This is a genomic window from Bacillus sp. C1, assembly GCF_054570475.1.
This window is the reverse complement of sequence record NZ_JBTMZT010000001.1, coordinates 471,859-485,030: the sequence shown is the minus strand read 5'-3', so window position 1 is coordinate 485,030 and position 13,172 is coordinate 471,859. Positions and strand designations below refer to the sequence as shown.

At 34.1% G+C, this 13,172-nt stretch carries 14 protein-coding genes and 2 pseudogenes; 5 read left to right on the top strand and 11 right to left on the bottom strand.

Annotation, left to right across the window (positions count from 1 at the left end; all coding sequences use genetic code 11):
• Positions 1–96 precede the first annotated feature (96 nt).
• Complete coding sequence (locus ACX5JI_RS02620; protein WP_459499534.1) at positions 97–330, top strand: DUF2627 domain-containing protein; 234 nt, start codon at positions 97–99, stop codon at positions 328–330.
• A 38-nt stretch (positions 331–368) separates the two neighbouring features.
• Here the strand turns inward: ACX5JI_RS02620 and ACX5JI_RS02615 are convergent, their stop codons facing one another.
• Positions 369–1,097: a glycerophosphodiester phosphodiesterase gene (locus ACX5JI_RS02615; RefSeq protein ID WP_459499533.1), complete on the bottom strand. Its 729-nt coding sequence runs from the start codon at positions 1,095–1,097 to the stop codon at positions 369–371.
• Positions 1,098–1,147: 50 nt separating this feature from the next.
• Between ACX5JI_RS02615 and ACX5JI_RS02610 the strand changes: the two genes are divergently transcribed.
• The 3 genes and pseudogenes from ACX5JI_RS02610 to ACX5JI_RS02600 all read left to right on the top strand — a co-directional run bounded on the left by ACX5JI_RS02610 (position 1,148) and on the right by ACX5JI_RS02600 (position 3,108).
• Positions 1,148–1,294 carry a YycC family protein gene (locus ACX5JI_RS02610; protein WP_003200201.1) on the top strand — a complete coding sequence of 49 codons (147 nt, stop codon included), beginning with the start codon at positions 1,148–1,150 and terminating at the stop codon, positions 1,292–1,294.
• A gap of 414 nt (positions 1,295–1,708) precedes the next feature.
• Positions 1,709–2,809: pseudogene (locus ACX5JI_RS02605) on the top strand (tetratricopeptide repeat protein).
• The gene (locus ACX5JI_RS02600; RefSeq protein WP_459499532.1) at positions 2,809–3,108 is read left to right on the top strand and encodes a Phr family secreted Rap phosphatase inhibitor; all 300 of its coding nucleotides are present in this window, start codon (positions 2,809–2,811) and stop codon (positions 3,106–3,108) included. The pseudogene ACX5JI_RS02605 and the gene ACX5JI_RS02600 overlap by 1 nt, the downstream one beginning before the upstream one ends.
• Before the next feature lie 585 nt (positions 3,109–3,693).
• On the opposite strand, the pseudogene ACX5JI_RS02595 reads toward ACX5JI_RS02600, so the two are convergent.
• From ACX5JI_RS02595 to ACX5JI_RS02565, 7 genes and pseudogenes are all read right to left on the bottom strand, one after another.
• Positions 3,694–3,789 (bottom strand): annotated as a pseudogene (locus tag ACX5JI_RS02595) (sporulation initiation factor Spo0A C-terminal domain-containing protein); the annotation flags it as partial.
• 171 nt (positions 3,790–3,960) lie between these two features.
• Positions 3,961–4,773, bottom strand: coding sequence for a hypothetical protein (locus ACX5JI_RS02590; RefSeq protein WP_459499531.1), 813 nt, complete (start codon positions 4,771–4,773; stop codon positions 3,961–3,963).
• 108 nt (positions 4,774–4,881) lie between these two features.
• Positions 4,882–6,240 (bottom strand): ATP-binding protein, encoded by a 1,359-nt coding sequence (locus ACX5JI_RS02585; protein WP_459499530.1) that lies wholly within the window; start codon positions 6,238–6,240, stop codon positions 4,882–4,884.
• A 99-nt stretch (positions 6,241–6,339) separates the two neighbouring features.
• The gene (locus ACX5JI_RS02580; RefSeq protein ID WP_459499529.1) at positions 6,340–7,020 is read right to left on the bottom strand and encodes a sigma-70 family RNA polymerase sigma factor; all 681 of its coding nucleotides are present in this window, start codon (positions 7,018–7,020) and stop codon (positions 6,340–6,342) included.
• A 221-nt stretch (positions 7,021–7,241) separates the two neighbouring features.
• Entirely contained in the window at positions 7,242–7,583 is a 342-nt protein-coding gene (locus tag ACX5JI_RS02575; RefSeq protein ID WP_064469362.1) for a hypothetical protein, read from the bottom strand.
• A gap of 249 nt (positions 7,584–7,832) precedes the next feature.
• Positions 7,833–8,774, bottom strand: a complete 942-nt coding sequence (locus ACX5JI_RS02570) for a hypothetical protein (protein WP_459499528.1) — start codon at positions 8,772–8,774, stop codon at positions 7,833–7,835.
• A gap of 98 nt (positions 8,775–8,872) precedes the next feature.
• A complete protein-coding gene (locus ACX5JI_RS02565; protein ID WP_459499527.1) occupies positions 8,873–9,130 on the bottom strand; it encodes a hypothetical protein in 258 nt (85 codons plus the stop codon).
• Positions 9,131–10,446: 1,316 nt separating this feature from the next.
• Between ACX5JI_RS02565 and ACX5JI_RS02560 the strand changes: the two genes are divergently transcribed.
• Positions 10,447–11,022, top strand: coding sequence for a recombinase family protein (locus tag ACX5JI_RS02560; protein WP_459499526.1), 576 nt, complete (start codon positions 10,447–10,449; stop codon positions 11,020–11,022).
• 336 nt (positions 11,023–11,358) lie between these two features.
• Here ACX5JI_RS02560 and ACX5JI_RS02555 read toward each other — a convergent pair whose 3' ends face one another.
• Genes ACX5JI_RS02555 through ACX5JI_RS02545 form a run of 3 tightly spaced genes read right to left on the bottom strand, consistent with a single transcriptional unit; the run spans position 11,359 to position 12,654 of the window.
• Complete coding sequence (locus tag ACX5JI_RS02555; protein WP_448160908.1) at positions 11,359–11,994, bottom strand: hypothetical protein; 636 nt, start codon at positions 11,992–11,994, stop codon at positions 11,359–11,361.
• A gap of 14 nt (positions 11,995–12,008) precedes the next feature.
• Positions 12,009–12,386 carry a phBC6A51 family helix-turn-helix protein gene (locus ACX5JI_RS02550; RefSeq protein WP_459499525.1) on the bottom strand — a complete coding sequence of 126 codons (378 nt, stop codon included), beginning with the start codon at positions 12,384–12,386 and terminating at the stop codon, positions 12,009–12,011.
• Positions 12,379–12,654: a helix-turn-helix domain-containing protein gene (locus ACX5JI_RS02545; RefSeq protein WP_064469356.1), complete on the bottom strand. Its 276-nt coding sequence runs from the start codon at positions 12,652–12,654 to the stop codon at positions 12,379–12,381. The genes ACX5JI_RS02550 and ACX5JI_RS02545 overlap by 8 nt, the downstream gene beginning before the upstream one ends.
• Between the last annotated feature and the right edge of the window lie 518 nt (positions 12,655–13,172).

Below are 13,172 nucleotides of genomic sequence, written 5' to 3'. Positions count from 1 at the left end.
CACCTTTATCTTACTCGTTCAGCATCCTCTTGACAAACCCCCTTTTTATATACCATCATTTAATATATACGAAATTATCTGAAAAGGAGCGTACCTATGCAGCGTTACCTTGCTCTTCTATTAGCACTCATCCCCATTTCATTAGCAGTGTTAGGTATAAAACTAATGAGAGATACTGTATTTGGTATTCTCTTATCTCCTATCCCTGTATTATGGTTACAATTTTTAATAGGAGTATTTTGCTTTGCAATCGGTTTTTATATCTTTGGCGGCTTCGTATTATACCGTGATCGTAAACGTAATAAAGTACAAGCTCGTTTTCGCAGATAAGTAAACAGAAAAAATGAGACCTTCTTTCATGAAAGGTCTCATTTTTTCACTTGCAATAACATTCTAGCCATTTCTGGATAATCCGTAATAATCGCTGATATATTCATATCAAAATATTTACGCATAACCGTCTCATCATTTATCGTATATGGACGAACCTCTACTCCACTTTCCATTGTTAATGCGGCAATGGCATCCGGTAAGTAACGATAATTCGGATGAATGGCCGTAGCCCCCATTTTTTGCGCATAGGCCCATGGGCTATGTAAACCTTCTCGGTATAAAATAGCCGTTTGAATATCCGGAGCCATCATATGACATCTTTTCATACTGTAATGGTTAAAAGAAGAAAAAATAACCCGCTCCTCCAAACCAAACTTACGCACAAGTGTTATCACTTCTTCTTCTAAACCACGGTATGGAATTTTATTATTTTTAAATTCAATATTGAGTAGCAACCGGTTTGACTGTAACCAATCTAGCACTTCCTCTAGTAAAGGAATCCGGCAAAAACCTACTTTTTCTGAAAACTTATAACTCGCATCTAATTTTCGTAAATCTTCATATGTAAAACTGCGGACGGCACCTTTTCCATTCGTTGTCCGATTGACCGTTTCATCATGGATTACAACAACTTTTCCATCCTTCGTAAATTGAACGTCTAATTCAATTCCATCCGCCTGAAACGATTCTGCAAATTCAAACGAAATCATTGTATTTTCTGGATACGTTCCCGCTGCACCTCTATGAGCAAATACAAGAGTCATCCTCTCTCCCCCAATCTTATGCTATACTATACGAAAAAGGAGGTACTTCTATGAAACCATTACAAATTTCTCCGGACACTGCCATTCGCCTATCAAAAGCTCTAGGCGTTCCACTGGAACAAATTATGCATATGCCGCAACATATTTTAGTTCAAAAATTAGTTGAATTAGAAAAACAAAATAAAGATGAAGAATAATATAGTCCTGTTTTGCAGGGCTTTTTATTATAGCTTATTTCAATACCGTCATTATATCATAGGGAATCTCAAGCCAAAATCCTTTCCTACCCCTTCTCACATAATCAAAACAAATGTTTCATTTATAAATGATAGGAAACTTGCTCTCCTTATTCATACCTTTATTTAAAACGCATGTCAATATATCGATAAAAACGATTGTTTATATAGAGTAACAGCACTGAAATACAAAAAAGCAAGGAACAATACCTTGCCTTTTTACAAGTAACACCTATTTGCTAACACACACAACACCTAATAATGGAATTGAAATTGTTAAACAAATGTTGAGAAATATGTAAATTTGATTTCTATTATATTTTATTCTTGTTATCATTAATTATGAGAATATTTTAAAAAAAGAGAGAGGATTTCATGAACGTTCCAGTGAAGGGGAATGAACAAGTTACAAAACTGTTTAATGACTGGTACCAAGCTATGTTACAGCAACAAATCTCAAAAAAGAAATTGATGAGAGTATTAATAGAATAAAGGATATTCAAGACGAACAGTATCAAGACCAAAACCTACTATTATACTATTCATTGTTAGATTTTAGATATAAGGTGTTAACAGACAGCTTAAGTATTACCAAAAATAGTTTTGATGTTATCGAATCATATAACGCACCCTCGGACGAATTTCTTTCATATTATTATCACTTTTTCAAGGCGGTACATGCCACATTAACAACAAACTATAATGAAGCCAGCGAACATTATGAAAAGGCTGAAAAGTTACTGATTGCCGTTCCCGACGACTTAGAACGTGCAAAATTTTATTATCGTATTTCAGCATTTTATAACTATACTTATCAACCACTTAAAGTTATTAACTACGCAAATAAAGCATTAGCTATTTTCATTCAACATACAGGATACGAAACTAACGTTGCATTATGTAAGAACCTTTTGGGCGGTGTTTGTATTCACCTTAAACAATACGAACAAGCTGAAGAATATTTCACATCAGCTATTGATATTCTACAAAAACAGAACGAAAAAACACTAATTTTACGTGTTCGTAACAACATCGGCTGGTTATACGCAAGCCAAAATCTTTCTACATTAGCTATTCGTCATTTATCAGAGGTTACCGAGAATCTACCGAACCACTACAAAGCTATTTTGTTGTTAGGTCGCGAACATTTCAAATTAGAAGAAATCGAAAAAGCCAATGAACTCGCTGAACAAGGTGCAAATATTTGTAACGAACTAGATGACGAAGTATACAAACATCACTTTGCTATTCTACGAGAAATGAACCATAACATTTCGACCGAAAAAATTGAAAAAGTAATTCTTGAAGGAATCGCATATTTTGATGAAGAACAATTAGTATGAATATACACAAGAATACGCAGAAAAATTAGCACTTCGCTTTTATGAAGAAGAAAACCACTTAAAAGCAAGTAAATACTTCCATCTATACCATCAAGCTAAACAAAAAACATTTGAAAAAGGGGCGTTAAAATAATGAAGAAACTTGGATTAATTGCGTTAGGATTAAGTTGTGTCGGAGTTTTATCGTTTGGAGTAAGTGATGATTCGCCAAAATCGTATGCTTATGGGGATTATCCTGCACCACAAAGACCAGATTTAGCCTATAGCGAAGGACACACGGGTGGTGTAAGTAAACTAGAAGAACATGGGGATACACCTGCACCGCAAAGACCGGATTTAGCATTAAATATAGGGGATACTTGGTCACCTGCCGATAATAGAGGTGATACGCCCGCACCTGCTTATGACCACGGAAGACCACCAGTAACATAAGAAAGTCATGCAGATCTACCTGTTTCTCCTGCTGACACACATGGTCACACAGGTGTAAGTAAACTAGAAGGTCACGCTGATTTACCTGTACCTGCGTATGAACACGGTGAAACAATAATTTAATTAACAAAAAAGAACGTCCAAGCATCCACACTAGGCGTTCTTTTTTTGTAAAAATAAAAACCGCAAATTAAATCGCAGCTTCTTGTAATACTTCTCGGACACCTTTCATCATATCAGAAATGTTAACCTCTCTACTCTCTCACATTCCTATCATTGCAAGAATAATGATTTTAAATTCTTCATCTTTAATATGTGTACAAACTTCACTTTTTCTCCTTTCTACACTTCATGATTTTCTCTCATATACAAAAAATATATGTAACGTTTGACCATAGATTTGCAATGTTTTAGCCGACAAGCTTTTATTTAAACAATGCCACATAAAATTATCTAGCTGTAATTCAAATTCAGTCAAAATTAAAAACACCGTCTTTCATTGGTTTGATTTACAAGCCAATAAAAGACGGTGTTTGCTATATTACATGATCAATAAGTGCAAAAAATCTTTCGTTATGTCTACTCTCAGCTAGCCTTATGTTCAAGCCTTAACTTATCTGCAACCATTGCGATGAACTCGGAATTCGTAGGTTTTGCTTTTGACATGGATACTGTATAACCACCGTTATATCAAGGCATCTTACATTTCATAACAATTATTAAAAACTTCTATTTATTGGTTAGAAGTGTGGAATTTATTGCTTATCTAAATTAAATTGTATCATCTATCCAAAATACCTTCAATACTAAATCAAGAATCAGCCTTTCTAACAAATGTTATTTTATATATATTTAGTCCTTCATTTCCTTTTCCACATAATCTAATAGTTTACTTGCAGTGACTTCTTCAATATAAAACCCTTTACTAAGTGATTCAACTTTCTCAACAGTATCTTTACCTTCTTTTGTACTTATCTTTTCGGCACCGGAAGCCTTAACATTATAATATAATTCTTGTTTCTCACCATAAATATCTTTATATTCCAATCTACAATATGTTTTAAATTCACCTCCACCTATATCAAAGTGGTAATTGCTTTTTTCTGCTTGTTTTTGTTCAAGGGGTTCCTTCAGTTTCGAAAATTCTCTTGTTACCTCGATTATCTTCTTGTTGTTTCCCTCTTTGAAGAATTTATTTTCATGCGTAACTATTTCCTTTTGCAAAGCCCCTGTTTTGAATCCATAGTAATAATTTTTTATCGGAACTATAATATGCTTTTCTACCTCATCCTTACTATAATCCGATATAACAATATCCAGGAAAGTAAACATCTTTGAATCAAATTCTTCCATTAGCCCACCTTCATTATGGATAGCTAAACTCTCTCCAATTGCAAAACCATTCTCATCATATTCGTAATCCCTTTTAAAATTAATGAGAGGTCTTTTTTCAATTTTTGTAGTTTCCATCTGTTGTTCCATAATTTTATTTGTATTATAGGTTAGTACTACTGCACTAATGGAAACAAACAATGCCATAGCAGCTATTATCGCTTGACCTAGCTGATTTCTTGGCATAAAGGTCCAAATTGTTCGTTTATTCTTTGATTTCTTTCTAATTGTTTGTTTATTCCTTGATTTCTTTCTGTTACTCAAATCCTTCATCTCCCATATATCTAATATCTAATATCTAATATCTATATTATAAGGAAGAAAAAATTTTTAAAAGCACTACAATTAAAAATCTATATGATTACATATGGACTTTACTACTTATATAAACTCCAAAGTAAAAGTATTTGGTAAATAATTACGTCCTACAGCTTTTCCATTTATGATGTCTTCGAAGAAATGCAATCTAACCTCAATTTCACCGTTATTTACATGTATTTCTTTAATACTTTCAGTAATAATTCGACAAACAAGCTGATTATTAACCTGAATAAGGTTGTTCAATATTTGTTCATCAACCGTCAAACCTTCACTTCTAATATTCTCGGGACAATATTCTAGCACCTTATAATACATTTGTGCTAAAAACATCTTGAAGTTGTATAACTCTATGTCATTCATATGTGCTACACAGGTATATAGATATCGTGCATCAATATACCTATATTTCACCTCATCATTAGTTGTATCATGTCCTTTTGGTCTTTGAGAATATACCCATTCATTAAACACTCTCATCCCCATTGCTAATTGTTGGAAAACCTCTCTGAAGAAACGCTTATTATCCTTATTAAATAACTCATCCTTCTGCAACACTTTTTCAATAATACAGTAATTAACCAATGGGTCTAACCATAGAGGATATTCCATGTATAACGTAGGAGTGAAAAAGTAATCTGGTGGTAAATCAAATATTGTTGTTGCCCTTAAAATATGTTCTAATGTCGGAAATGCCTTTCCCTCAAAGTAATCATCTATTTTATGTGTGTCAAATCCTAATAGTCTAGCAAATTCCAACTTATTATACTTATCTTGATATCTATAAATTTCATTTATTTTGCATGCAAATTCATTTGATGTAAAAACAAACTCTCCTTTCATATACTTATCAAGCTTTGCTGATAGTGAATCCTCATCCATCCTATTACGTTCCAATATCATTAAATCTCGTTCTTTAAACTCATATTCATCCGCACTTTTTATTCGATGCCCAATCCTTTCAAAATCTTCTCTATTGGCATTTACACTTCTCGTATTTCTCCTCACATATATTGTATTTTCTTGTACAATTACTTTTTTTGGTCCATTTAAAGTTTTTGGTGATACATTTATTTTTTCACCCTCATGAATATACATAATTCCAAGTGGCATTACCTTGTCTTTTTGTTCATACTCAAAATAGAATAGACTAAACCTTATTGAATAACCTAATGTCGATTCAATTTTTTCGCCTAGATTTGCTTCATCTATCTCTTCTTTTACGCCCACCAATTCAAGTGACCTATCCTTTACCCCCAAAAGTAAATACCCACCACCACTATTAGAAAAAGCTAGTACATCTTTTACAAATGAATAAAAGTTTTCCTTTGATTTTACATGTAAATCCTCTTTAAAATCCCATCGGTCATCTTCTCTTCCTGTTCCATACATTTCAAAAAATTGATGTTTACTAACTGACATGATTACCTTTACTCCCCTCTATGTAAAAATATTCCTAAACTTAATATAGCATGTAAACAAAAAATCATCGATTTATCTTCATTAAACAAATACCTAATTTCACCAGTCAATCCCTTCTCTTAACCTCCTCTTTGCAGACTCAAGGGTTCGCCTAACTTTCTCAGGATGATTCACACCATATAAACACCCTAAATCTCGATATGATAAATGTGGACTTTCTAAATATGTTGTTATTAAATCCACTTCAATATCACTACAATACTGTTTAATCAAGAGTTTAATTTCTACATCGTCCTCAATACGAAACGGCGAATCAATCTTTTCTAAATCTGCCATAAGGTCAACATTTTGATGATTAGCCTTTCGCTTATTCGTCTGTAATTTCGATTTTATTAGGTTATAGCCTGTACACTCTAATGACTTTCTGATTTTTTCATACAGATAATACTCATCATTCCATGAATGTTCTCGACACACATGCCATAACTTCTCCCAAAATACACTTTCAAAATCATCTCGATAAATCCGCTTGTTTTTCCATGCATTTTCAAATCTATTAAGGGTTGATTGAATTAACCATCCTATTAAATAATCATTAAAAATGATATGGAAGGCATCCTCCCCTTCTTCCAATCGAAGTAAAGCATACTTATTCCACATCTTTTCTACTGCAAGCACCTGCTTTATTTTTTTATCATTATAAATTCGCTTTATTCGTTCCAACTTATCTTCCTGTTGTAGCTGAATATAGGTTTTCTTTTCTCTTGTGTACAATCTCATGTTGCCGCCTCCATAATTTTTAAAAATCTTTTTAAGTTTGCTGTGACAAAACTACAAAAAATGTTGTATCTATAAGTGTCTAAGAAGGGAAAGAAATTATCTCTCTCCTTTCTATTGGTCTCTACACACATAAAACGTGACACTAAACCTTAAAAAATCATTATTTATATGGACGAACGGCACTGAAATAAAAAAAGACAAGGAACAATGTCCTCGTCTTTTTACCTTCCTCTATTCTGTTCTTCTACTTCTAACCAACATTTTATAAATTCTCTTAGCTTATTTGAAAATGCATCAATTGTTGTAAACCCTTTTTCTACCCCTTCCAAGCTATATCCCGCTAACATACCCGCTAAATCCTCATCTATCAAGAATTTCATCATATAAGCATTATTTTCACTTAGAATATATTTCTCTACACTTTTAGGATTATCATCTTTTATTATGTGTGCAATTGTTTCACGTTCTGCCCCTAATCCTTCTTTAATCATACATTCATAAAAATCCTTTTGTGTTACCCCTAATCCTTCAAAATCCACCTTACAATATATTACTTTCTCCATAATTAGCCTCCACCAACTTTTAATATTATTATAGTATATACATCTCTATATTAAGCTTAAGTATTTACTCCATTCTACTCTATCCTTAAAGTTTCACTTCTAATAAAGTTCACATATATATTTTCACTTGAATTCACCCATTGAAAATATCAAAATATAAAAGGTAAAAGGTAAAACAAAAAAATTTTTGAAGAGTAATATCCTAAAGTAATAAAAGCCACAAATTAAATCGCGACTTTTTTCTTGTTTTTAGGCATCTTTCATAATATCGGAAACTTCCACACCACTACTTACACATATTCCCACCATTGCAGGAATAATGATTTTAAATTCCTCGGGATGGATAACACTTATATATGAAGCCCTAGGATTACTTTTTCTTGCATTAGTTCTTCGAGATTTCAAATTAATTCCTCTCTCTAATTTGTTTGCAAGATGATGACGAAGGTCTATCCAACCTTTATTTGTACTAATATTACCGTGAACAACTTTGGAATAATGATTAACAAGTTTACGAAGAAGTGTTTTAGGGTTTTTATATTGAACTTCCTCCTTCACTAATACTTTAATTACCATTTGTTGTTCTTGTAGCTTGTTCTCCATTTCAGTAATATGACGATTTTTAAAATCCATTAACTTTTCAGAAGCATGTGCCAATCCGTTTATATCCCCCGTCATTAGGGCTTTTCCCACAGCAATTTGTAACGCTTGTTCTTCGCTAATATCAGCGACTTTAATCTCATCTGACGTTTTCTCTTCGATGTTCAATAATTGAGTACGAACTTCTTTTGCAACAAGGCTGTCTCGTAATAGCATTCCGACACGCAAAATTGCACGTTTAGGGAAAAGTGCCACCTCGGTATATGGAATTCTCATTTCACCGTTAATTAGTATATGCCCTCTTTTTCTTTCAACTTTAGCGTGTGAAATAAGTTCACGGGCTAAATCCTTACCTACATTTATTTTATAACCATCTTGTAATAGTTCCTCTTTATTTTCTTTTATTACATGTCGTATAACACTACCCTCTATCTCATAAAACTCCGCAACTTGCTTTGTTGTTGCCATTTCCATATTAGGTAAAAGTAATAATCCTTTCACTTTTTCTAATACGTCCACACGGTTCATATAAGATTCACGAACATTGGCGTTGATAATAAATGTTTCTTCGTTTTTGATTAAATTTGTCATAATAAAATTCCTCCGAAAGTGTTTGATTTTGTCCTTACACTTTCTATTGGTCTTTTGTCCCTCGATATGTGACATATAAATTGTAATTATTTTAGATTTTATTTTAAGTTGTCTAACATTCGTTTTAAAAGTTTCGGAATGAAAATACAATCTGAAATAGGGTACCAGTGTATTAATAGCATTACTAAAATACCAAGTAAAACAGAAGATATCGGTAAAAAGCGTTTTATCCTTTCATTGACGCCGACAATTAAAGCCGCAATAACTCCTAATTCAATCGTAAGTATGTTTCCTCTTTTAATTAATTCTTTTATTACTTTAAATTCTTTTAAATTATTAAGTTCTTTTAGTAGCACCCCGCCCGTTACCTATTTCAAGGTGTCCAAGTCACTCCACCTGTTACCTATATCTATTTAGACAAGGGAAGGAGGGCGTTACCTATTAAATTTCAACTAGTGACGGTGGGTGTTACCTATTCATTAAACTTTTTTAACCCAAGCACCATAATTGGGGAAGTTTTCTTTTGCCTTTGTCAACGTTTCATTTAAACACACTTCACTGTTAAAATCATCAATGACAACTCGATAAGCTTGTGTTGGTGGTGTTACTTTCTTCAATCCAAAGAAATTTCTTTCGGTTCATTTTTGTAACGCATATCGTGATTCGTAAAAAGTAGAAAAAAACGATTCCAACAAGCTTCCCTTTATTCGTTATATACAAGAAAACAAAAACACTCCCAAAAATGTAGGAAGAAACTATGAAGATACAGATTCTCATTTCGGCATAATTTTTTGTTGAAATTTTTTTTACCAGCTATCGGCTTCCTATCTTGGGCGTATTTTATTTTGTGTATTTTCGACAGCTATTATCTCCCACTATATACCTCCCATCTCCCGTATACCCCATCGACTTTTCGTTTTCTTATAAATTTACAAATATATTTTGTTGAATTAATTGATTGAGGAAGGTTCGTGAATCAAGAAAAATGAAAGAAGAAATTGAAAATTAATATTCAAAACAAAGTAATTCAAATAGATGAAATGATGAAAGGTTTGAATGAAGATAAATTCTTAATACAAATTGAAAACATTTCTAGCAATGAACATACATTCATTATCAGTTTGTAAGATTCATTGTGCTAATCATGTTAAGTAATAGAGGTAACGATACATACGTTAGAGGCGTGTGATTGCATCATATGGTGGTGTTGTGCCGTGTACCTACCAACATACATATCCATTCATATTGGTACTACAAGGATTGTATACAACAGTGAATAGGAATGTGTGAAGCGTGTCTGTGCCGTACGTGTTCATGTTACCTAATACAATACCTATCGTTTAACAATGACGTGCGTGTCATGAATTTGTGGCGTTATCCTCTATGTCCCCTTTAAAGAAATGCCCCCTATTAAATAAGTACCGTCCTTCAAAACGGTAGCCCCTTGTTTAAAATAGCCCGGCTTCAAAATAAAGGTAGCTGCCCAAACTTACAACAACATAGGAGGATATAAAACACCGCCCCTTTTAATTTACCGAACGTCCATTAGGGCAGGAGATTTCGGACACTCTATCCTTTGTTGATTTCATGCGGTTTACACCGTCCGTTTGACATGTCCATTTTCTAATTGTACAATTAGGACAGAATAAAGGACATCGGGAGGGCATTACATATGATTATTGGATACGCAAGAGTTAGTACAGTAGAACAGAATTTGGACGCACAATTAGAAGCATTGGAAGAAGCAGGGGCTACGAAAATATACCAAGACAAAAAGTCGGGAAAAGACATGCACCGTGAAGGATTACAAGAAATGCTTTCTACGTTAAAAGTGGGGGACACTTTGGTCATTACAAAGATTGATAGAATCGCTAGAACAATTAAGGGTGGTATTTCATTAATTGAAGAACTAACAGCAAAAGGAATCAAATTACACATTCTTAATATGGGCTTATTCGACGGTTCTCCTACGTCCAAACTAATCATGAATGTTTTACTATCCGTTGCTGAATTCGAACGTGAGATAATGCTAGAACGTCAACGTGAAGGCATTGCAATTGCGAAAGCAAACGGCAAGTATAAGACGAAGCCGAAGAAGTACCACGATAACAACCCAGGATTAAATGAAGCATTGGAGAAGCTAGCAAACCGCAAAACAAACGGAAAGACCGTTAAACAGATATGCGAAGAAAATAACGTAACGCGTTCATCGCTGTATGCAATCGCAAAGGAAAAGGGGATTCTGTAAAACAGGATTCTTTTTTTGTACAATTTGTAATGGCTTTATGACATCATAATTCACTAGAATATATTCCCAACACCATATTTCTAGTGATAGCTGAATGACGGATAAAGCCAGTAATAACGCGGATTCACGTAGGATTCGTTCTCATTTTCCGTAACAATATTCGGTGCGTATGTGGGTAGTTACGCGACTTGTACAATCGTTTTAAATCGTCTAGAAACGCCGTGTGCGTGTTGTAGTGTCCCCTTTAAAATAAGTTATTCATATAACGAAAAAGAAGCCCTACAACGTAGTTAAACGTCATAGGGATTCGCTGTGATACTTATTTGATTGTGCTTATTATTTAACCAGTTGTTCCGCGTATTGTTGTGCCGGATAAGAAAGTGTCCCCGTATACAGTGCGTCCCCTACTTCATTAACGGTAGGTTCAAAAAGTGCTTTAAAGTGATTACCACGCTGAACACTACTACCTAAATCAATAATATGATTACCACGGATATCGACCTCACGAAGACCTAGACGTTCGTTAAGCTGACGGTATTTCAATAACTCAGCCGCACCTTTACCAAATTCATCATGGTATTGGACTAGTTTTTGTAAGTATGCTAATTTTGCATCTTTCAATTCTTTCTCTAGTTCCGCTTCTCTATTGCGGATACCATTTACAATAGATTGTGTTTCCTTTTGTACTTCATCACGAAGTCCAGTTAAAGCATTTTGTAATAACCCATCAAAATCACGAAGCATGGTCACCACTTGGTCGCGTGTAACGAGTAATGCATCAAGGTCGTTCTTTAATCGTGTGTTAACGCTGCCATCATTCATTACAGCGTTCTGAAAATCGGCTTCTACTTCGCCCTGCATGTAACGGATATCCTCATCCAATTTCACCAGTTGGTTTTGTAACTCCAATCGTTTACCTTCGTACTTCTCAATAATCTCATTTGCTTGTTCTAATGTTGTTTTAATTCCCATAATTCCATGTCCCCCTATAAATTTAGTGCCGCGTCTATTTGTGCGTAGATATCCGGCGTTATTTCTTTCGTAACGTTCAATTCTTGTTTCACGTTAACTTCTTCATTCTTCAATTTTCCAGTAACCTGCATAAACAATTTTGCGTGTTGGAACGACCCTTTGTTTGCTTTATCAATCACGGTCTCCATTATCTCTTCAAACGCGTGGTCAATGAGTTTCTGACGCAATTCCTTTTCAATTTGACGACCTTCTTCGCAATCCCTGTACGAAAATAGGGTTCGGCGACTGATTCCAAGTGATTTCGAGATACTGGTGTAACTCTCACCACTTCTTTTTCTATAAAAGCTTTCTTGAACGATATCCCTTTGTTGTGGTGATAACTTCTTACTCATTTGATGCGATACCTCCATGTTTTTGAATTACGTACAAATTGATGACAAGAATCTCTTGTAAATCCAAGTCCATGCTTTGTAACGCACGTACGATGCGATAATTAGATAGTTTAGTGATTCTACGTCTACCAGTCTCAAATTTATGTAGTAGCGATTGTTTAACACCGCTAATCTCCGATAACTCTCGACAAGACACACCTTTTAAAGAACGAAAGAATCGAATAGTTTTGCCATGTAACATAATATCTAATGCTTTATTGTCTTCCATTGAAATGACCTCCATAATGTATGTGTAAGTTTGATTGTTTGAAATAGAAATAGGACGCCGAAAAAATCGATGCCCACTTTTAATAAGGAATACAACCCGATAGTTGGATTTGAATCGATTGGCATAGAAAGAGAAAAGCTTTCCCTACCCTTATACGGTTCTAAAGCCCTCTCGTACAAGACGAATTGGACAAATTGGGATATTTATTTTCAAAAAAAGAAAGCCAACGAAACGAATCGCGGCTTCAAAGAAGGAACTGAATTCAGCAACAAAGAGTAGGGAACTCCGGTCATTTGTTTTCTTATTTTGTTGAAAGCTTTTATCCAATATCTTTTTAAGACCTAACAAATAGGCGTAGCCCAGTGAAGACCTTTAGGTCTGAACTGCTTCACTTGACCTTTCTTTTGTAACGGTATAAACTCCATTGATAATCACAAACGCTTTGCTTAGCGTATATTTTGCAAGTAAGAATAAAATAGGACACTTAAAATAAAAAAAGACAAGCAATAGTTTGCCTG

What these genes read in the sequence shown, in the direction of transcription:
- ACX5JI_RS02620 (WP_459499534.1), top strand. Translation starts at nt 97, where the DNA reads ATGCAGCGTTACCTTGCTCTTCTATTAGCACTCATCCCCATTTCATTA.
- ACX5JI_RS02615 (WP_459499533.1), bottom strand. Translation starts at nt 1,097, where the DNA reads ATGACTCTTGTATTTGCTCATAGAGGTGCAGCGGGAACGTATCCAGAA.
- ACX5JI_RS02610 (WP_003200201.1), top strand. Translation starts at nt 1,148, where the DNA reads ATGAAACCATTACAAATTTCTCCGGACACTGCCATTCGCCTATCAAAA.
- ACX5JI_RS02600 (WP_459499532.1), top strand. Translation starts at nt 2,809, where the DNA reads ATGAAGAAACTTGGATTAATTGCGTTAGGATTAAGTTGTGTCGGAGTT.
- ACX5JI_RS02590 (WP_459499531.1), bottom strand. Translation starts at nt 4,773, where the DNA reads ATGAAGGATTTGAGTAACAGAAAGAAATCAAGGAATAAACAAACAATT.
- ACX5JI_RS02585 (WP_459499530.1), bottom strand. Translation starts at nt 6,240, where the DNA reads ATGTCAGTTAGTAAACATCAATTTTTTGAAATGTATGGAACAGGAAGA.
- ACX5JI_RS02580 (WP_459499529.1), bottom strand. Translation starts at nt 7,020, where the DNA reads ATGAGATTGTACACAAGAGAAAAGAAAACCTATATTCAGCTACAACAG.
- ACX5JI_RS02575 (WP_064469362.1), bottom strand. Translation starts at nt 7,583, where the DNA reads ATGGAGAAAGTAATATATTGTAAGGTGGATTTTGAAGGATTAGGGGTA.
- ACX5JI_RS02570 (WP_459499528.1), bottom strand. Translation starts at nt 8,774, where the DNA reads ATGACAAATTTAATCAAAAACGAAGAAACATTTATTATCAACGCCAAT.
- ACX5JI_RS02560 (WP_459499526.1), top strand. Translation starts at nt 10,447, where the DNA reads ATGATTATTGGATACGCAAGAGTTAGTACAGTAGAACAGAATTTGGAC.
- ACX5JI_RS02555 (WP_448160908.1), bottom strand. Translation starts at nt 11,994, where the DNA reads ATGGGAATTAAAACAACATTAGAACAAGCAAATGAGATTATTGAGAAG.
- ACX5JI_RS02550 (WP_459499525.1), bottom strand. Translation starts at nt 12,386, where the DNA reads ATGAGTAAGAAGTTATCACCACAACAAAGGGATATCGTTCAAGAAAGC.
- ACX5JI_RS02545 (WP_064469356.1), bottom strand. Translation starts at nt 12,654, where the DNA reads ATGGAAGACAATAAAGCATTAGATATTATGTTACATGGCAAAACTATT.